Here is a 19,032-nt window from a genome sequence, read left to right as displayed (position 1 = left end):
TCAGTGCCTGCTGCCCGCGCCCGTCCACAGCTCGTGCAGGCGGCCGCCGGGCAGTTTCGACGCGAGCGGGGGCGTCGGCATCCCGGCCCCCTCCTTCAGCCCGGCGACGAACTCCTTCAGCGCCGACACCGAGTCGTGCCGCGGCGTCCAGCCCAGCTCGGTCCGCGCGCGGGTGCAGTCCATCAACGGCATCCGCAGCACCGCGTCGAACAGCTCCGGTGCGGCGGGTGCCAGCCGCAGCCGCCACGCCGCCACGACCGCGGCGCGCACCGGCCACACCGGTGTCCGCACCACGCGCGCACCCAGCACCTCGGCCAGCACACCCGCGTCCACCACCGGGTCGGCCGCCAGGTTGAACGCGCCCCGCACGTCCTCCATGACGGCCAGCCGGAACGCCTCCGCCGCGTCGTCGGTGTGCATCACCTGCACCCGCAGCCCCGGCATGTCCGGCACGACGGGCACGAGCCCCACCGCCCGGTTCGGCAGCAGCGGCCCGGCGAACAGCCTGCGCTGCTCGCTCGCCGACTCACGCCGGACCAGGAACGCGGGCCGCATCCGCACGACCCGCGTCCGGGGGTGCCGTGCCTCGAACGCGTCCAGCACTCGCTCCACGTACGCCTTCTCGCGCGTGTACGCGCCGGTCGGCCAGCTGTGCGTCGGCCAGCTCTCGTCGACCCCGTGGTCCTTGGGGCCCGGCGAGTAGGCGCCGACCGACGACGAGTACACCAGCGCGGGCACCGAGTTGCGGGCCGCCGCCTCGAAGACCCGGACGCTGCCGAGCACGTTCGTGCGCCAGGTGACCTCCGGGGCGCGCGCCGGGTGGAACAGCCACGCCAGGTGGATCACCGCGTCCGCACCGGCCATCACCGAGTCCAGCGCGTCCGGGTCGTCCTTCCCGACGTCGGCGGTGACCCAGCGCAGCTTCGGCACCTGCCACTCCGGTTCGCGACGCACGACACCGGCGATCGCATCGACCCGCCCGTCGGCCGCCAGCGCCCGCACCACCGCGGTGCCGACGTTGCCACTCGCCCCAGTCACCACGATCCTCATGGCGGGCGGCTACCCGCTGCGGTGAACGCTAATCAGCTGGCGAGCACCTGCGGCGAGAGCTGCTTGAGCATCCCGTTGGTCCAGGTGAGCTGACGCAGCGTCTCCGGATGGCACCCGCTCGCCAGCTCGAGCAGGTCCGTGTCCTTCACCGCCTGCGCACCCTGCGCGAGCAGTTCCCAGTCCAGGGACACGCCCGCGGCCTTGCGGTGCAGCCTGCGCAGGTCCGCGAGCAGCAGCAACCCGGTCACGTCACGCCCGCGGGCCAGCTCGCTGAGCGTCCTGCGCACCGGTGCCAAGAGCCCCGAGGACGTGGCCGCGTCGGCGCTCAGCCGGATGCCGTACGTGCCCGCGGCATCGGCGAGCAGCGCCACGTGCCCGCGGGACCACCCGGCGAGGTCGCGCGCGACGTGGTGGACCTCGCCTTCCGCCGCGTGCCGGTCGGACACCCGCAGCAGGTCACGGGCGAGTGCGGTCTCCGAACGGTGGAGCTCACGCAGTGCGAGACCGATCTTCATCGTGGTCCTCCGCGGGTCACGGCCGCCGCCGCGGTCTTGAACAGGGGCTGCTTGGACGCGGGATCCCACTCGGTGCGGGTCAGCTCGTTCGCGGCCCGCTCCCCCTTCTCCCCCGTCGGGTCGTCGGTGTCCCAGTAGCCGTAGTGGAACGGCAGGAACACCACGCCGTCGCGGATGCCGCCGATGCGGGCGCGGGCGTACACGACCCCGCGCGCGGTGCGGATCTCGGCGAAGTCGCCCTCGGCGATGCCGAGCCGTCCCGCGTCCCCCGCCGACAGCTCCACCCACACCTCGGGTGCCGCGTCCCGCAGCTCGGGTGCCCGGCCGGTCTTGGTGCGGGTGTGGAAGTGGTGGATCACGCGGCCGGTGACGAGCCGGAACGGGTACTCGTCGTCCGGTTCCTCGTGCGACGGCAGGTACTCGGCCGCCTTCAGCATCGCCTTCCCGTCGGGGTTCGCGGCGCGGTAGGCGTCCGGTTCGGTTGGCGCGCCGGTGACCAAGTCCCGGCCGTAGCTCTCGCAGTAGTCCGGGTGGGCGAAGAAGCGGCCGTCGGCGTACAGACGTTCGGTGCCGTCGGGGTGCTCGTCGTCGCACGGCCACTGGATCCCGCTGACCGCGCGGAGTCTGTCGTAGCTCAGCCCGCTGTAGTCGCACGGCCTGCCCTTCGACGCGGCCTTCCACGCCTCGAACGCGGACTCGGCGTCGTGCCACGGCGGGAACGGCGCGCCGTCGACGTCGGTGAACCCCATGCGACGGGCGTAGTCGAGGAGGATGTCCAGGTCCGGCCGTGCCTGCCCGGGCGGGTCGACGGCCTTCTCCGACAGGTGCACGGTGCGGTCGGCGTTGGTGAACGTCCCGGTCTTCTCACCCCACATCGCCGCGGGCAGCACCACGTCGGCGAACTCGGCGGTCTCGGTGCGGAACGCGTCCTGCACCACCACGAACAGCCGCTCCTGGCCGAGGATCGACCGCACCCGCGCGAGTTCCGGCAGCGAGGCGGCCGGGTTCGTCGCGGAGATCCACAGGAAGCGGAGCGTGCCGTTCTCCGCGTACCGCAGCATCTGCATGAGGTGGGTCGGCGGGGCGTAGTGCGGGATGGTGCTCATCTCGACGTTCCACAGCTTCGCCAGCTCGGCGACGTGCGCGTCGTTCCCCCAGTTGCGGAAGCCGGTGAGGTCGCCGTCGGCGCCGCACTCGCGGGTGTTCTCGGCGGTCGGCTGCCCGTTCATCTGCAGCACACCGCAGCCGGGCCTGCCGAGCATCCCGCGCAGCAGCACCAGGTTGTTCACCGCGACGGCGGCCGCGGTCGCCTGGTGTGACTGGTAGAAGCCCTGCAGGACCGTGCAGAGCAGCCGTCGTGCGCCGCCGAGGAGGCGGGCTGCGGCGCGGATCTCGTCGGCGGGCACACCGCAGATCGACGCGACCCGCTCGGGCGGGTACTCCTTGACGAGCTTCGCGAGGTCGGCGTAGCCGACGGTGTTCTTCTCGACGAAGTCGTGGTCCACGCGGTCGTCGGCGACGATCTCGTGGAGGATGCCGTTCATCAGCGCGAGGTTCGTGCCGGGCCGCGGTGCGAGGTGCAGAGTCGCGGCCCGCGCCACCGGTGTCTCGCGCGGGTCGACGCACAGCACCGCGGGCGGTTCGGGTCCGGCGAGCCGGTCCAGCACCCGCGCCCACAGCACCGACTGCGTCTCGGCCATGTTGTGCCCGAACAACGCGATCACGTCGGCGTGGTCGACGTCGGCGTAGGACGCGGGCTGGCCGTCGCAGCCGAAGGTCTCCTTCAACGCGGCCGCGGCGGTCGCCGTGCACAGGCGGGTGTTGCCGTCGACGTGGTTGGTGCCGATGGCTCCCCGCGCGATCGCGGCGAGCGTGTAGTACTCCTCGGCGAACAGCTGGCCGCTGGTGTAGAAGCCGATGGCGCTCGGCCCCTGCTCGTCCAGCAGCGCCTTGCTGCGTGCCACGACGCGGCGCATCGCCTCGTCCCAGCCGGCCTCGACCAGCCGGTCACCGTCGCGCACCAGCGGGGTGGTGAGGCGGTCGGCCGCGTTGTTCGCCTGCCAGCCGTACAGGTCCTTCTGGTCGACGCGGCCGTGGTTCACCCGGTCGTCGGCGCGGCCACGCACCCCGGCGAGCCGTCCGTCCTTGACCGCGAGGTCCAGCCCGTCCCCGTTGGAGTGCAGCACCGCGGCGGTGCGCACCCACGCGTCGACGTCGTCCTCGGTCAGCCCGTCCGCCAGGTGCGAGTCGACTCGCACCGGCCACTGCTCCCCTGGTCCGTAGGGCGTCCTGGGGCCCCACGGGTCGGCGATCCGGTCCGGCATCGTCACCCCTCTCACCAGCACTGCCCGGTTGACTACCCGGCAGCTCGGCAGGGAAAACCGGCCTCGGCCCGGCGAGGTTTGGAGATCATCGCTTCTGGCAACCCCGGTGCTCGTGAGAGCCTGGCCGAGGACGGTGGGCGCCGCGGTGGCGTTTGCGATCGCGACGGCCGGCTGCGCGTCGCAGAGCGAGCGCGGCGACGCCGCGGACGCGGCCACCCGGTTCCTCCAGGCCGCGCAGGACGGTGACGCCGAGACCGCCTGCGCGTTGCTGACCCCGCGCACCCTGGACGACATCGTGACCGAGGACGGCCCGTGCCCGGCCGCGCTTCCCGCCGAAGAGCTGACGGGTTCGGTCACCCGCACCGACACGTGGTCGGACTGGGCCAAAGTGGACACCGAGGCGGGGACGTTGTTCCTGGCGAGGTTCGAGTCCGGCTGGCTGGTGTCCGCGGCCGGCTGCCGACCGGACGAGGACGCGCCCTACCACTGTCTGGTGGGTGGTTGACGTGCGTCATCCGATCTTCGTCCTCTACCTCGGCGGCGTGCTCGCCGGGCTGGCGTACTTCATCGTCATCGGACTGCTGCGGATGTAGGGGGACTGGGTGAAGCAGACACTGCGCGACAACGGTCTCGGCGTCGTCTTCGGGTTGCTGTTCCTCGGTTCCCTCGTCGGCCAGGCGATCTCGGGGCACGCGGACTACAACAACAACCAGATCGCCGACGGCGGTGCGACCGTGACGCTCGCCCAGTACGTGACGGGCAGCGACTTCGCCGTCGACGTCGCGGAGAACTGGCAGTCGGAGTACCTGCAGTTCTTCCTGTTCATCCTGGCAACCGTGTGGCTCATCCAGCGCGGGTCGCCGGAGTCCAAGCCGCCGGACCGCATCGGACGCGAGACCGACGAGCAGCAGCACCTCGGCGAACACTCCACAAAGGACTCGCCGAAGTGGGCGCGGACGGGTGGCTGGCGCACCACCGTGTTCTCCAACTCGCTCGGGCTCGTCATGGCCGCGATCTTCGTGCTGTCGTGGCTGGCCCAGTCGGTCGCCGGTCTGGTGGTGTACAACGCCGACCAGCTCGCCGCGCACCAGGACACCGTCAGCTGGCCCGAGTACCTCGGGTCCGCGGAGTTCTGGAACCGCACCCTGCAGAACTGGCAGTCGGAGTTCCTCGCGATCGGGTCGATGGCCGTGCTGAGCATCTACCTGCGGCAACGCGGTTCCCCGGAGTCCAAGCCGGTCGGCGCGCCGCACGTCAGCACCGACGAGACCGGCTGACGCATCACTCGCGGGAAAGTGGGTAGCCGGGTCGCAGAGGCAACCGAGCGTCTCGAAGGAGGCACGATGTCCACCACTGCCGAGACCGGCAACGTGACCGGCACGCAGGACAAGGACTACAACATCATCTGGTTCGTGGAAGCCTGCCTGTCCAACGCCCTTCGACTGGAGACCTACATCCAGGACGCGGAGCGCGCCGGCGACAGCGAACTGGCCGATTTCTTCCGCCGCGCACAGGGTGAGAGCCGCAAGGGCGCCGAGCAGGGCAAGGACATGCTCGCCCGCCGTCTCGCCGCCAACTGACGCGACATGAACAGCAGGCCCGGTCGGCCGACGCCGGCCGGGCCGTTCGTGTCCTGCGAACCAGCCCGGTGAACGTGCGACGAACACCGTAATGCCTATGCTTCGCCGGTGATCACCTTCGACGCCCCGGACGGCACCCGGCTCGCCGCGCACCGCTCCGGCACGGGCGACCCGCTGATCTGCCTGCCGGGCGGGCCGATGCAGGCGTCCACGTACCTCGGCGACCTCGGCGGGCTGACCGGCCACCGCGAGCTGGTGCGCCTCGACCTGCGCGGCACCGGCGACTCGGCCACCCCGGCGGACCCGGCGACCTACCGGTGCGACCGCCTCGTCGACGACGTGGAGGCCCTGCGCGCACACCTCGGCCTGCCGCGGATCGACCTGCTCGGGCACTCCGCGGGCGGCTCGCTCGCGGTGCTCTACGCCGCCCGCCACCCCGAGCGCGTCGGGCGGCTCGTGCTCGTCTGCCCCAGCCCCCGGCCGGTGGGCGTCGAGATCGCCGACGCGGACCGCAGGGCGGTCGCCGAGCCGCGCCGCGGCGAGCCGTGGTTCCCGGACGCGTTCGCGGCGTTCGAACGGATCTGGGCCGGGGAGTTCTCGGACGCGAACTTCTCCGCGATCGCGCCGTTCTCCCACGGACGCTGGGACGCCGACCGGCAGGCCTTCGCCGCACGGGAGGCCGACGAGGTCAACGCGGAGGCCGCGGCCGGGTACTACTCGGGCGACGCGCTGGACCCGGCGGCGACCCGCGCCGCGCTCACCCGGCTGACCGCGCCGACGTTGCTGGTCGCGGGTGGGTACGACGTCGGGCTGCCGCCGAAGTGCGCGGCCGTCTACGCCGCGTTGTTCCCCGCCGCCGAACTGGTCGTGCAGCCCGGCGGCGGGCACTTCCCGTGGCTCGACGACCCGGCGTGGTTCGCCTCGTCGATCACCGGTTTCCTGGCGTGAGTCAGGCCGGGCGCGCACCAAGGGCGGTCGCCGCCGCCACGGTGTCGACCAGGCCCGTGCCCTTGTCGTAGCTCGACAGGTACGGACCGGCCTGCTGGTATGCGGCGCCCGCCGCGAACCGGTACGCCGTCGACTTCAGCGCGTGCTCGATGTCGCCGGGGCTCGCGCCGGGCGCGCCCTGGAACAGCTGCGCCACGATGCCGGTGATCTGCGGCGCGGCCATCGACGTGCCGCTGATGACGTTGTAGGTGCCGACGTCCAGCACGCCGGGGCCGTTCACGGGCTGCAGGCCGGTGGCACAGATCGGCAGGTACAGCCGGCACGCGGACAGGATGTTCTCGCCCGGCGCCGAGATGTCCGGCCACGTGCCCTGGTCGGCGGCGGCACCGCGGGAGGAGAAGTCCGAGACGGCGCCGTCGCGGGTGCCGGTGCCCAGGTCGTGGTACGAGGCGACGGACAGGATGCCGGGGGTCGGGTCGGTACCGGGCGGGTTGGACAGGTTCTCCGAGCCGTCGCCGCCGTCGTTCCCGTTGGCCCACACCGTGACCACGCCCTCGGCCGCGAGCTGCCGCTGGATCTTCACGGTCGCCGAGTTCGGGTCGAACTCGCCGCCGCCGGAGGGCCCGTACGAGTTGTTGATCACCTTGATGGGCGGGCAGGTCGCGGCGGGCACACCCGCGCCGCAGGGCGCCTCGTGGTTCTCCAGCACCCAGTTCAGCGCCGCGTCCGCACCGAGGATCACGATCGCCGCGCCGACCGACAGGGACACGATCTTCGCGCCGGGCGCCGAGCCACCGACGACCGAGCCGTTGCCCAGCGTGTACGGGGTGCCCGCGGCGATCCCGTTCACGTGGGTGCCGTGGCCGCCCACCGCGAGCAGGTCGGTGTCGACCGACGTCGGCACGTCGACCAGGCAGTTCACCATCGTCTCGGTGAGGCACACGCCCTTGAGGCTGCGGACCACGCGGGTCTTGCCGTCGGCACCCCGGAAGGCGGGGTGGGTCGGGTCGATGCCGCTGTCGATCACGGCGACGGACACACCGGTGCCGTCGAGCTTCGCTCCGTTCGCGCCCACGAGTGTCTGCTGGGCGAGGCGGCTGCGGGTGGCGGCGGTGCCGGAGGTGGCGAAGAACCGGATCGGGTCGTTGCCCTCGACGTAGGTCACGCCCGGCAGCGCGCGGACGGCGCGGACCTCGGCGGCGGTGCCGTGCGCGGCGACCACCCCGACGCGCCGGAAGCTCGTGATCTTCGTCAGACCGGCCCCGGTGACGGCCGCGTCCGCGGCGGCGAGGTTCGTGCCGTGCACGAGGACGGTCACGGGCAGCGCGTCGGCCGCCGCGCCGAGCGTCGCGGACAGCGACGACGACAGCGGCGCGAGCACGGACGGCGCCGCGGCGGCGGACGGCACCAGGGGAACGAGGAGCGCCGCGGCGACCGCCGCGACCAGCCCGCGTGCGGAGACACGCCAGGTACGACGGTTCATCAGCCCTCCAGCCTGCGGCGACAGTCATACCCCTAACGAGGGACCGTCGATCAGGTGACGGCTCCGGCGGAGAAAGATCCAATCGACCGTCCTCCGCGAGGGGCGGACTTTCGCGCGACAGAAGCGGCACAGGGCGCTGCATACAGTGCACACATCCGGTACGGTGTCTTTTCACACAGCGTCGGGAAGGCCGAGTCCCCGCCCTCGCCCGCCGCGACCGCATCCCGGGTGGGGGCAGATCGAGATGGCCGAACGAGACGGGACCTCCGAGGACATCAGCGCCCGGCTCCAGGCCATGCGCGCGCTGCACTTCGAGTTCGCCACCGACCAGGCGGCCGACGGCTCGATCGAGGCGCTCGTGGGCGTGCGTGTCCACGACGGCGTCATCGACGTCTTCGAGCTGTACGGAGAGGACGAGGCCACCGCCACCCGCCTGCCCGACAGCGAACCGAACATCATGCTCGCGGAGACGGTTCTCTGGCACACCAGGGGCAGCGCCTACGAGGTGATCGACGCGCTGCTCGCCCTTCCCGATCCGGACCAGCAGGCGCCGCACACCACTCCGCGGCGGGTGCGGCGCCTGTCGTCGAGCGTCGACCGCTGAGCCCCGGGTCCCGATCCCGGACGGTCGTGGGTGGCCGCCTCGGCGTGGGCGGTCAGCCGGCCAGTGCCGCGCGCAGTTCCGCGGCGAAAGCCTTCGGTTCGCCCGAGAAACCACCGTGGTCACCGGAGAACAAGGCGAGATCCGTGCCCAGCGCCGCCGCCAGCGCGACAGCGGTGCGGTTCGCGAGCTGACCGGTCGACGTCCGGCCCGCCGCGACGACGACGCGTGGCCGCGCGGCCCGCAGCGCCTCGAGGTCCGGCGCCCACAGCGCCACCGTGCGCAGGTAGTTCGCGATGAAGTACTCCGTGCCGCGGGCCATCTCCTCGCTCGGCGCGGGCGGCGGCTGGTCGTTCACCGACATGGACGTGAGCACGCCGGTGAGGTCGAAGAACCGGCCCATGGCGGGCTGCCACCCCGCCGTGTGCAGCGTGTCGACGATCTCGTGCGTGGTGGCACGGATCTCCTCGGCGTCCGGCAACAGGACCGACAGCGGTGGCTCGTGCACGACCGCCGTGTGCACGCGGTCCGGGTGGCGCAGGACGAGCGCGAGAGTGCCGATCGCGCCGCCGCTGCTGCCCAGCACGTAGGCCGGCTCGTCGGTGACCTCGGCGAGCACCGCGGCCAGGTCGTCGGCCGTGTCCTCCGGGTGGACCTGCCTGGTGGGGTCGTCGGCGGTGCTGCGCGCGATGCCGCGCGGGTCGAACGTCACCACCGTGAAGTCCTCCGCCAGGTGCGGCACCAGCGCGGCGAAGCCGGTCGCGCCCATCGGGGTGCCCACCAGGAAGAGCACCGGACCGGAGCCCGTGACGTCGTAGGTGAGCCGGGCACCCGGCACGGCGATGGTCTTCGGCACGTTTTTCTCCTCGTAGTCGGGAGTTTCCTGTCGACCGAGAGTCGGAACCAGCGACCGGATCTCGACACGCCACGGTACTGTCACGACAGGGTCGGGGCGAGATCCTGGGGGCTACGTGTCTCGTCGCAACGGCGTGATCATCACCGCGGGCGTCCTGCTGGTCGTCGTGATCACCGCGCTGGGTGTCATGCAACTGCTGCCCGACGACGCGCCGGCGGGCGACGCGCAGGCCGCCGAGGCACCACCCCCGACCGCGGCCGACGTGAGCGCCGAGTTCCTGACGGCGTTCTCGTCCGGGGACGCGGCCGCGGCCGGCGCGCTGACCGACGCCCCGGACGACGCGACCGCGCAGCTCACCGAGCTGTGGCGGTCGCTGGCGCCGACGTCGGCGACCGCGAGCCGCGGCACGCTCGCGGAGTCCACGCAGGCGTTCACGATGACGTGGACCTTCGGCCCGGAACGCACGTGGACCTATGAGAGCGCGCTACACCTCGTCGAGAAGGAGACCTGGCGCGTGCACTGGGATCCGGCGCTGGTGCACCCGAAGCTGACGGCGGGCCACACGCTGTCGCTGCGCGACCAGGTCGGTCGGCCGGCGGTGCTCGACCGCGACGGCGAGCCGCTGCTCGAGTGGACCGCGACCGGCACGACAGCGGCGGCACCGGCGACGGCACCACTCCTGCTGCCCGCCATGGGCCGGCTCGCGGGGCAGGGCGCGTGGTACGTGGCGCTCACCGACGACGCGGGCACGGACGTCGCGGTGCTGCACGGCACGAAGACGCCGGCACAGAAGTCGACGGTGAGCCGACCGGTCCAGCGGGCGGCGCAGGCGGCGGTGGACGCCCAGCAGCTGCCGACCGTGCTCGTGGCCCTCCAGCCGTCGACCGGTGACATCCTCGCGGTGGCGCAGAACAGCGCCGCAGGCGGCAGAACGGAGGCACTGCAGGGCCTCTTCCCGCCGGGCTCGACGTTCAAGATCGCCACGGCGACCGCGCTGATCGAGGCGGGCGCCGCCGACGTCGGCACGGTCGTCCCGTGCCCCGGCTCGGCCACGATCGGCCAGCGGACCGTGCGCAACGCCGACTTCGCACTGGGCGACGTGCCGTTGCGCACGGCGTTCGCGCAGTCGTGCAACACGTCGTTCGCCGTGCTGGCCGGTGATCTGCCCGGGGACGCACTGGTCCGCGCGGCGAACCAGCTGGGCGCGAGCGCCGACTTCGACATCCCCGGCATCGCCACGGAGGTCGGCACCGTCCCACCCGCCGCGGACACCACGCAGCAGGTGGAGAACAGCATCGGCCAAGGCCAGGTGCGGATGAGCCCGTTCGGGGTGGCGTTGATGAGCGCCACCGTGGCCAGGGGCGGGCCCGTGACCCCGCGCCTGTGGCCGAACCGTCCGACCGAGGTGACGACGGGCTACGACGCACCGCCCGCGGCGGTGATCGGCTCGCTGCGCACCATGATGCGGGAGGTGGTGACCACGGGCCGGGCCACCGACCTGGCCGGTCTCGGCGCGGTCCACGGCAAGACCGGCACCGCGGAGACGAGCGGCAGCGAACACGGCTGGTTCACCGGCTACCGCGACGACCTCGCGTTCGCGGTCCTCGTCCAGGACGCGGGCACGTCGACGACCGCGGTCTCGGTGACGAAGACGTTCCTCACCGGCCTCGGGTGAGGAACGAGAGGAAGCGAGATGGCGGTTTTCTACAGCTTTCACTATTAGCGCGACGCGTGGCGCGTGCAGGGGATCATGCAGATGGGCGTCGTCGAAGGCCAGCCCCTGCTCAACTCCCAGCAGTGGGAGGAGGTCAAACGCCAAGGCAAGCAGGCGATCGAGAACTGGATCGACCGCGATGGGTCATCTACGAGATCAGGAAGGCGTGGAACGAGCGCTATCCGCTTGTCGAGGCCAACCTCGACAGCTGGGTCGCATCCGCGTTCCGGCGCTGAGCCCGCGTCACGAGCAGGTGATCGTCGCGTCGGCCCAGTCCGCGTGGTCGTAGCGGGGGCCGTCCACGGTGGGCAGTACCGCCAGGTGGACGTACTGCAGCCCGGTCACGTTCGCGGTGATGCGTTTCGGTGCGTCGGTGCCGCGCACCACGCCACTGGTCGCGAGCATCCCGCCACCGCCCCACACCTCCAGTGACACGCTGCCGTTCGCGCCCGTCTCGTCGTCGACGCCCACCCATGCCTGGAAGCTCGTGCACCGCCCGCCGAGGTAGTACCGGACCTCGCTGCGGGCGTGCACACCCAGGCCTCGTGCGTAGGTGGTGCCGCCGATCGTCAGCGTTCGGCCGTCGCCCGCGGCGCGTTCCCCGTTGCTGCGGTCGCGTTCCACCGGGCCCCACGCGCTCGCCGACAGGCTCGCGGGCAGCGCCGACACCTGCGTGGTACCCGTCGGCGGCGCGGTGAACGTGCCCGCCCGGCTGACGCGGTAGACCACGGTCGCGTGCGGCGGCACCGACGCGCTGATCGTCCCGCTGATCGTGGTGACCGCCTTCGTCCACAGGTCCTTGAGCCGGTACGACGTCGCGTTGCCGAGGCCCGCCGCCTCGGCCGTCGTCGAGATGGTCGCGGTCGCGGACGTCTCGTTGAACAGGGCCACCGCGACGTCGCCGTTGTCGAGCGGTTTGGTCAGCACGTGCCGGCCGTTCGCGGAGTCGATCTCCTCCGCCTGCACGCCGAGCCCGTCCTGGTTGAGCGCGATCACGTCGTGGTTGGTGAGGATGTCGAACGTCTCCTGGCCGACGCGGCGCAGGTCGGAACCGATCAGCAGCGGCGCGTTCATCATGGCCCACAACGAGAAGTGGCTGCGGTACTCGGTGCCGGTCATGCCGCCGTTGCCGACCTCGAGCATGTCCGGGTCGTTCCAGGCACCGCGCTGCGCGTTGACCGCGAGCCCGACATTGGCCTTGAAGATGCCGAGCATGCTCGCCCAGTTGTCGGAGATGTCGCCGGTGGTGCGCCAGCTGTTGCCGACGGGCTGTGCCCAGTCCCACGGCGCGTTGGCGCCCCACTCGCAGATGGAGAACAGGATCGGCCTGCCGGTGGCCCGCAGGGCGTCACGCATCCTGGTGTACCGCTCCTGCGCGGACTGGCCGAGGTGGTCTCCGCAGTTGTCGTACTTGAGGTAGTCGACGCCCCACGACGCGAACAGGTTCGCGTCCTGCTGCTCGTGCCCGATGGCGCCGGGGAACCCGAGCTCGTTGCAGGTCCTGGTGCCCGCGCTGGTGTAGATGCCGAACTTGAGGCCCTTGCTGTGCACGTAGTCGGCGACGGCCTTGATGCCGTTGGGAAAGCGCGCCGGATCGGGCACGAGGTTGCCCGCCGCGTCGCGTTGCGGCAGCGCCCAGCAGTCGTCGAGGTTGACGTATTCGTAGCCCGCGTCGTCGAGTCCGCGCTCGACGAAGATGTCCGCGATCTGCCGGACCATCTGCTCGTTGAACTCGGCGCGGCAGTGGGTCGCGTTCCAGTTGTTGAACCCCATGGCGGGCGTTCGCGCGAGCCCGTTCTCGAGGGCCAACGCGGGCGTTGCTCCCGGCCCCGCCGAGGACCCGACGACGGTCACACCCGCCAGCAACAGGACGACAACCCCACCCAGCACGGCCCGACGCGTCATCGCGCAGCCCCGATCCTCGAATGCCCTCAGTGCCTGCCATCGTCGAACGGGCGAACACGTACGGTCAAGACCCGACGACGGAACGTGCGAATTTGGTTGAACCACCGACCCCGTGTGCGAGGTGGCACGATCAAGTGTTGTTGCCTTCCCTGAGTTCGACGGTTCTCGGGCTCGTCGCGGCGAGCCTGCTCGTCGGGGCCAAGGGCATCCCGCCCGCCACCGTCCTCGACGCGGTCCCGCACTTCGACCCCACCAGGACCGACCACCTCTTCGTCCACGACGAACGGCTGCCGCGCACGGTGCTCGCCGTGCTGTTCGGCGCCGCCCTGGGCCTCGCGGGCATGGTCATGCTGGCCGTCGCGCGCGACCCGCTCGCCGAGCCCGGGGTGCTGGGCGTCAACGCGGGTGCCACCGGGCTCGGCGACGTCGACGCGGACCGCCGGGTTCACGGCCCTGATGCGGGCCGCCACCCGGACCGCGGCGGGCGCGAGAGTCAGCAGCGGGCCGGTGGCCATCCACCGGTACGCCCGCCAGCCACCCGGCGCGAAGAACCCACCGGGGTCGAACGCGGTAACGGCCGCGACCCGCGCGGGCCGGTGCACCGCCTGGTCGAGCGCGAGCCAGCCGCCGCGGGAGAGCCCGGCGAGGACCGCGTCGAGCCATGCCGCGTGGGACGGCGCGTCCGGCATCGCCGCGGTTTGCACATTGCGGCCCGCCTCGCCGAGCATGTCGACGGCGTGCCTGGAACGGCTGCTGACACAGGCCGGATCGCGGGTGCGGAGGTCCGCGGCGTCGGCTCCGGGACACCCTCGGGAGATCCTGCGGGCATGCCTGCTCGGCCTGCGCTGGCCGATCCCGAGAGCCACGCGCTGCTGAGCACCGCGGCCGGGCTGGCGTCCGCCGTGCTCATCGGCCTGCACACCCCGGAGGAAGCCACCACGCTGATCGACTACCGCCTGGCGGCACTGTTCGACGGGTGAACAAAGTCGAACTGTGGTCTAGACCTTGACGAACCGCTGCTTCACATACCACGGTTATCCGTGAGAGCGCTCTCACCACTCTCGACCCTGCTGAGAAACGAGAGCACCACGATGAACAGAACACGGAAGATCTGCGCGTCCGCCGCGGGCGCGCTGTTAGCGCTTGGCGCCATCCTGGCTGGTGGGGGCACGTCCGCCGCCAGCCCTGCGGCCCCGGTGGCGGAGGACGGCTTCCTCGCCGCCATGCAGCGTGACCTCGGCCTGACCGCCGAGCAGGCACGCACCCGAATGCGCCAGGAAGCGTCGGCCATGACTATCGAACCGGCCGCGAAGGCCGCCGCCGGGAAGTCCTACGGCGGCTCGTGGTTCGACGCGAAGACCGGCCAGCTGGTGGTCGGCCTGTCCACAGCGGACGCCTCGGTGCGGGACGCGGTCCGCGCGACCGGCGCGACGGTGGTCCGGGTCGGGCAGCCGCTGGCCGTGCTGGACGCGGCGAAAGCCAAGCTGGACAAGGTGAAGGCGCCTGCGGACGTGGCGGCCTGGCGGGTCGAACCGCGCACCGGCAGCCTCGTCGTGACCGTCCGCGAGGGCGGCGACGCGACGGCCTTCGTGGCCGCGGCGCGCAAGCTGGCCCCGGTGGTCGTCGAGGAGGTCTCGGCAGCCCCGACGACGTTCTCGGCGGGCACCGTCGGCGGCGATCCGTACTACATCGACGGGAGGACCCGCTGCTCGATCGGCTTCTCCGTGCACGGCGGGTTCGTGAGCGCGGGCCACTGCGGCGGCGTGGGCAGCAACGTCGTCGGCTGGGACGGGTCGTGGATGGGCACGTTCGCGGGCTCGTCCTTCCCCGGCAACGACTACTCGTTCATCCGCATCGGCGGTGGCTGGTGGACGGCACCGGTCGTGCTCGGCTGGGGCACCGTGCCGGACCGCCTCGTGCGCGGCTCCGCGGTGGCGCCGGTCGGGTCGTCGATCTGCCGTTCGGGGTCGACCACCCACTGGCACTGCGGCACGGTCCTCGCGAAGAACGAGACCGTGAACTACGCGCAGGGCGCGGTGTACCAGATGACGAAGACCAGCGTGTGCGCACAGCCCGGTGACTCGGGCGGTTCGTTCATCACCGGTGAGCAGGCCCAGGGCGTCACGTCCGGCGGCTGGGGCAACTGCTCGACCGGCGGCCAGACCTGGTTCCAGCCGGTGAACGAGATCCTCGGCGTCTACGGGCTGTCGTTGGTCACGGCGTGAGCCACGGGAGCCGTCACCGCCGCGCGCGGTGGCGGCTCCCACCGGGCCTCAGTCGCCGGACGCACCCCAGAAGGCAAGACCGGTGGGCTTACCGTTCTCGTACAGCGCCGTGACGTGCCCTTCCCAGCCGGTCATCGGCCAGCCGTCGGACACGAGGCGCTCGAAGTCCGCCGCGGTCGGCTGGTCGGAACCGAACCGTGCGCGTACCTCGTCGGCACGCAGCACCCGCACGACGGCGACGTCCTGCTCCTCCTCGGCCTGGACGACCCTGACCATGTCGAGGATCGAGTGCGTGCCCGCCTCCCAGAAGTCCTCGTCCTCCCTCGCCTCGTCGAGTTCAGCGAAGGATGCGAAGGCGAACTCGTTGTCGAAGCCGGGGTAGTAGTCCCCTTCGGCCAGGACTTTCTGTTGCAGCGTCGCGAACGCGGCCTTCACGTCGTCCTGGTGGTCGACGACGTAGTGCCAGGCAGATCCGCCCAACGCACACCTCCTTTTTCGGGTGCGTGAGGTTAGCCCAGCACCCGGTCATCCGCCACTTGCGCCCCGCTCGAACCGCATGATCGCCAGGAACTCCGCCGTGCGAGTGCGGGGAAACCGCGAAGAGAGCCCCGATTTCTACCTTGTGTTTACGACGTGAGGGCTCGTGGCGCGGTGAGGAGTGTCATGAAGACGGATCTTGCGATGTTCGGCGGGAAGCCCGCGGTGCGGGCAGAGTACCGCAGACTCGAGTGGCCGGTGGTGACCGACGCCGACCGGGCGGCGGTCGAGCGGGTGCTCGACAGCCGGAAGTTCACCGTCGGGGCTAAGAACGAGGCCGAGATCCACGGTCTGGAGCGGGAATGGGCCGAGTTCTGCGGCACCCGCCACGCCGTCTCGGTCAACAGCGGCACGGTCGCGCTCGAGCTGGCGCTGGCGGCGCTCGGGTTGCAGCCGGGGGACGAGGTGATCGTCCCGGCCCTGAGCTACGTCGCCACCGCGATGGCACCCCTGTACTCGTTGGCGATCCCCGTGTTCGTGGACATCGACCCCGTGACCTTCAACATCGACGTGTCTCAGATCGAGGCCAAGATCACGAACCGGACGCGCGCGATCGTGCCGGTGCACCTCGCGGGGCTGCCCGCCGAGATGGACGAGATCCTGGCCCTCGCGAAGAAGTACGACCTCCTGGTGGTCGAGGACGCCGTCCAGGCCCAGGGCGGCACCTACCGCGGGCGCACCTGCGGATCCCTCGGCGACGCCGCCGTCTTCAGCCTCAACGTCGAGAAGAGCATTCCCACCTGCGGCGAGGGCGGCCTGGTCGTCACCGACCGCGAGGACGTCGCCGAGCAGATCCGGAGCCTGCGCATCCTCGGCGAGGACCTGTCCACCGAGGAACGGCTGTACGTCTCCGCCACCCGCGGGTCGAACCTGAAGCTGTCGTCGGTGCTCGCCGCGTTCACGCGGTCGCAGCTCGCGCGGTTCTGGGACTACCAGCACAAGCGCGACGCCAACACGCCCGTGTTCGTCGACCGGCTCGCGCAGCTGCCCGGCATCGTGGTGCCGACCGTGCCCGACGACCGCACCCACATGTGGCACATGCTGCGGTTCCGGTTCGACCCCAAGGCCGCCGGGCTGCACGGTGTCACGCCGGGGCGATTCCGGGCCGCACTGCGCAGGGCCCTGCTCGCCGAGGGCGTGCCGCTCACGCACTACCAGATCATCCCGCTGCCCGGGCAGCCCGTGTTCCAGGAGAAGAGCGCCTACCCGAACGGTCTCCCCTGGTCGCTGCCCGGCACCAACCCGCAGCGCTACGACCTCGCCGACTACCCCGTCACGTGCCAGGTCATCGAGGACTCCCTGTGCCTGCGCCGCATGCACCTCAACCCGGACGCGGGCCCCGCGCTCGACGAGTACGCCAGCGCGTTCGAGCGGGTCTGGGACAACCTCGACCGCATCGGCAAGTTCGCCCGAGCCCTGCCGTACGAGCCGCCGTGGCACGCCGTGCCGAACGGGCCGCGACTCCCGGAGGCGAAAGCGGCATGAGCGTCGAGGCTCTCGCCGGCCCCTCGCCCGTCGGCGACCTGGTCGGCTTACACCGCACCGCGCTGGCCGTGCGGGAGCACGTGCTCTCGATGGGCGCCGGCGCGGTGGGCACCCACATCGGCGGTTCGCTGTCCGCTGTGGACATCCTGGTCGCGCTCTACCGCGAGGTGCTGCGGGTGCGGCCCGAGGAACCGGACTGGCCGGACCGCGACAACTTCATCCTCAGCAAGGGGCACGCCTCCGCCGCCCTGTACGCCACTCTCGCCGAGTGCGGGTTCTTCCCCGTCGAGGAACTCGGCACCTACGGGCGGTCGGCCGGGCGGCTGATGGCCCACCCGACCCCCGCGGTGCCGGGCGTGGAGTTCGCGACCGGCTCGCTGGGGCACGGGCTCGCGCTCGGCGTGGGGCTCGCGCTCGCCGCCAAGCGCGCAAGTAAGGACAAGCGGGTGTTCGTGCTCCTGGGCGACGGCGAACTGCAGGAGGGCTCGGTGTGGGAGGCCGTCATGGCGGCCGCGCACTTCGAACTGGACAACCTGACCGCGATCGTCGACCGGAACCGGCTGCAGATCAGCGGGTCCACGGAGGACCGGATGGGTCTCGAGCCGCTGGCCGACAAGTGGCGCGCGTTCGGGTGGCAGACGTCCGAACTGGACGGACACGACTTCGGTCAGCTGGTCCCGGCGCTGCGCACCCCGCCCTCGGCGGGCAGCCCGGCCGTGCTGGTCGCCGACACCGTGAAGGGCCGCGGGGTGCGGCACCTCCAGCACCGCAAGCAGAGCCACTTCGCGAAGCTCGGGCCGGAGGCGTACGAGCGCGCGGTCACGGCGTTGCGAGCGGCGGCGTGACGACCGTACTGGCCGAGTCCGACCGGGCCGCGTACCGCGCGGCGCTCGTGGACCTGGCCCGCGCCGACTCGCGCGTCTGGTGCCTGGACTCGGACATGGGCGGCCTGGAGAAGCAGTTCCAGGCCGAGCTGCCGGACCAGTACGTCGACGTGGGCATCGCCGAGGCGAACCTGATGTCGATCGCGGCGGGGCTGGCGAAGAGCGGGATCCTGCCGTTCGTGAACACGATGGCGGCGTTCGCGTCGGCCCGTGCGCTGGAACAGGTGAAGCTCGACATCGCCTACCACGACCTGCCGGTGCGGATCGCCGCCACACACGCCGGGTTCTCCGCCGCGCACTACGGCCCGACGCACCACGCGCAGTCCGACCTCGCGGCGATGCGGTCGCTGCCGAACATGACCGTGCTGACCCCCGCCGACGCGGGCGAGACCGTCCGGCTCGTCAACGCGGCGGCCTACCTGCCGGGCCCGGTGTACCTGCGGCTGGGCCGCAACCCGATCGACCCCGTCTACACCGGCGAGGTCGCGGTCACCGTCGGGAAGGCGATCGAGCTTCGGTCCGGTGACGACGTCACGATCGCGGCCGCCGGTGCGCTGCCGGTGCGGTTCGCGCTCGACGCGGCCGACGAGCTGGCCGCGCGCGGCGTCGCGGCGCGGGTGCTGAACGTGCACACCATCAAGCCGATCGACGTCGACGCGCTCGTCGCGGCGGCCGAGCAGACCGCAGGCGTGGTGGTCGTGGAGGACCACTCCGTGCTCGGCGGTCTGGGTGGTGCGGTCGCGGAGGTGCTCGCCGAACACCGGCCCGTGCCGGTGCGCAGGGTCGGGATCGCGGACGTGTTCTGCGGCCGCCCCGGCACGCACGCCGAACAGCTCGCCGAGGCAGGCGTCTCCGCGGCGCACGTGGTGTCCGCCGCGCTCACGATCAGTCCACTGTGTACGTCCATCTGGGATTGAAGGAGGAA

At 71.7% G+C, this 19,032-nt stretch carries 18 protein-coding genes; 11 read left to right on the top strand and 7 right to left on the bottom strand.

The window, feature by feature from the left end; all coding sequences use genetic code 11:
- Genes ACIBVP_RS04125 through ACIBVP_RS04115 form a run of 3 tightly spaced genes read right to left on the bottom strand, consistent with a single transcriptional unit; the run spans window position 1 to window position 3,889 of the window.
- Complete coding sequence (locus ACIBVP_RS04125) at window positions 1-1,050, bottom strand: NAD-dependent epimerase/dehydratase family protein (RefSeq protein WP_396104471.1); 1,050 nt, start codon at window positions 1,048-1,050, stop codon at window positions 1-3.
- A gap of 32 nt (window positions 1,051-1,082) precedes the next feature.
- Window positions 1,083-1,565 carry a hypothetical protein gene (locus ACIBVP_RS04120; RefSeq protein WP_396104470.1) on the bottom strand — a complete coding sequence of 161 codons (483 nt, stop codon included), beginning with the start codon at window positions 1,563-1,565 and terminating at the stop codon, window positions 1,083-1,085.
- On the bottom strand, window positions 1,562-3,889 hold the full coding sequence (locus ACIBVP_RS04115; protein ID WP_396104931.1) for a molybdopterin oxidoreductase family protein: 2,328 nt from the start codon (window positions 3,887-3,889) through the stop codon (window positions 1,562-1,564). Before ACIBVP_RS04115 ends, ACIBVP_RS04120 begins: the two co-directional genes overlap by 4 nt.
- A 145-nt stretch (window positions 3,890-4,034) precedes the next feature.
- Between ACIBVP_RS04115 and ACIBVP_RS04110 the strand changes: the two genes are divergently transcribed.
- The 4 genes from ACIBVP_RS04110 (at window position 4,035) to ACIBVP_RS04095 (ending at window position 6,417) form a co-directional block, all read left to right on the top strand.
- Complete coding sequence (locus ACIBVP_RS04110) at window positions 4,035-4,394, top strand: hypothetical protein (RefSeq protein ID WP_396104469.1); 360 nt, start codon at window positions 4,035-4,037, stop codon at window positions 4,392-4,394.
- Between the two features lie 97 nt (window positions 4,395-4,491).
- On the top strand, window positions 4,492-5,166 hold the full coding sequence (locus tag ACIBVP_RS04105; protein WP_396104468.1) for a DUF6766 family protein: 675 nt from the start codon (window positions 4,492-4,494) through the stop codon (window positions 5,164-5,166).
- Window positions 5,167-5,232: 66 nt separating this feature from the next.
- Window positions 5,233-5,469, top strand: coding sequence for a hypothetical protein (locus ACIBVP_RS04100; protein ID WP_396104467.1), 237 nt, complete (start codon window positions 5,233-5,235; stop codon window positions 5,467-5,469).
- Between the two features lie 108 nt (window positions 5,470-5,577).
- Window positions 5,578-6,417 (top strand): alpha/beta fold hydrolase, encoded by an 840-nt coding sequence (locus tag ACIBVP_RS04095; RefSeq protein ID WP_396104466.1) that lies wholly within the window; start codon window positions 5,578-5,580, stop codon window positions 6,415-6,417.
- 1 nt (window position 6,418) lies between these two features.
- On the opposite strand, the gene ACIBVP_RS04090 is transcribed toward ACIBVP_RS04095, so the two are convergent.
- Complete coding sequence (locus tag ACIBVP_RS04090) at window positions 6,419-7,900, bottom strand: S8 family serine peptidase (RefSeq protein WP_396104465.1); 1,482 nt, start codon at window positions 7,898-7,900, stop codon at window positions 6,419-6,421.
- 244 nt (window positions 7,901-8,144) lie between these two features.
- Between ACIBVP_RS04090 and ACIBVP_RS04085 the strand changes: the two genes are divergently transcribed.
- A complete protein-coding gene (locus ACIBVP_RS04085) occupies window positions 8,145-8,504 on the top strand; it encodes a hypothetical protein (protein ID WP_396104464.1) in 360 nt (119 codons plus the stop codon).
- 52 nt (window positions 8,505-8,556) lie between these two features.
- On the opposite strand, the gene ACIBVP_RS04080 is transcribed toward ACIBVP_RS04085, so the two are convergent.
- Window positions 8,557-9,357 (bottom strand): alpha/beta fold hydrolase, encoded by an 801-nt coding sequence (locus ACIBVP_RS04080; protein WP_396104463.1) that lies wholly within the window; start codon window positions 9,355-9,357, stop codon window positions 8,557-8,559.
- A gap of 115 nt (window positions 9,358-9,472) precedes the next feature.
- On the opposite strand from ACIBVP_RS04080, the gene ACIBVP_RS04075 reads away from it, so the two are divergent.
- Window positions 9,473-11,032 (top strand): penicillin-binding transpeptidase domain-containing protein, encoded by a 1,560-nt coding sequence (locus ACIBVP_RS04075; protein WP_396104462.1) that lies wholly within the window; start codon window positions 9,473-9,475, stop codon window positions 11,030-11,032.
- Window positions 11,033-11,314: 282 nt separating this feature from the next.
- Here the strand turns inward: ACIBVP_RS04075 and ACIBVP_RS04070 are convergent, their stop codons facing one another.
- Window positions 11,315-12,976 carry an NPCBM/NEW2 domain-containing protein gene (locus tag ACIBVP_RS04070; protein ID WP_396104461.1) on the bottom strand — a complete coding sequence of 554 codons (1,662 nt, stop codon included), beginning with the start codon at window positions 12,974-12,976 and terminating at the stop codon, window positions 11,315-11,317.
- 134 nt (window positions 12,977-13,110) lie between these two features.
- Here ACIBVP_RS04070 and ACIBVP_RS04065 point away from each other — a divergent pair, with 134 nt between their 5' ends.
- On the top strand, window positions 13,111-13,956 hold the full coding sequence (locus ACIBVP_RS04065) for an iron chelate uptake ABC transporter family permease subunit (RefSeq protein ID WP_396104460.1): 846 nt from the start codon (window positions 13,111-13,113) through the stop codon (window positions 13,954-13,956).
- A 111-nt stretch (window positions 13,957-14,067) separates the two neighbouring features.
- Window positions 14,068-15,201 (top strand): S1 family peptidase, encoded by a 1,134-nt coding sequence (locus ACIBVP_RS04060; protein ID WP_396104459.1) that lies wholly within the window; start codon window positions 14,068-14,070, stop codon window positions 15,199-15,201.
- 48 nt (window positions 15,202-15,249) lie between these two features.
- Here ACIBVP_RS04060 and ACIBVP_RS04055 read toward each other — a convergent pair whose 3' ends face one another.
- Entirely contained in the window at window positions 15,250-15,681 is a 432-nt protein-coding gene (locus ACIBVP_RS04055) for a hypothetical protein (protein WP_396104458.1), read from the bottom strand.
- Between the two features lie 183 nt (window positions 15,682-15,864).
- Between ACIBVP_RS04055 and ACIBVP_RS04050 the strand changes: the two genes are divergently transcribed.
- Genes ACIBVP_RS04050 through ACIBVP_RS04040 form a run of 3 tightly spaced genes read left to right on the top strand, consistent with a single transcriptional unit; the run spans window position 15,865 to window position 19,024 of the window.
- Window positions 15,865-17,223: a DegT/DnrJ/EryC1/StrS family aminotransferase gene (locus tag ACIBVP_RS04050; RefSeq protein WP_396104457.1), complete on the top strand. Its 1,359-nt coding sequence runs from the start codon at window positions 15,865-15,867 to the stop codon at window positions 17,221-17,223.
- Window positions 17,220-18,068: a transketolase gene (locus ACIBVP_RS04045; protein WP_396104456.1), complete on the top strand. Its 849-nt coding sequence runs from the start codon at window positions 17,220-17,222 to the stop codon at window positions 18,066-18,068. Before ACIBVP_RS04050 ends, ACIBVP_RS04045 begins: the two co-directional genes overlap by 4 nt.
- Window positions 18,065-19,024 (top strand): transketolase family protein, encoded by a 960-nt coding sequence (locus ACIBVP_RS04040; protein WP_396104455.1) that lies wholly within the window; start codon window positions 18,065-18,067, stop codon window positions 19,022-19,024. The genes ACIBVP_RS04045 and ACIBVP_RS04040 overlap by 4 nt, the downstream gene beginning before the upstream one ends.
- Window positions 19,025-19,032 lie beyond the last annotated feature (8 nt).

Source organism: Actinophytocola sp. NPDC049390, from assembly GCF_044466355.1.
Lineage (GTDB): Bacteria > Actinomycetota > Actinomycetes > Mycobacteriales > Pseudonocardiaceae > Actinophytocola.
Note: the sequence above shows the minus strand (reverse complement) of the source record. Positions and strands in the feature narration are given on the sequence as shown.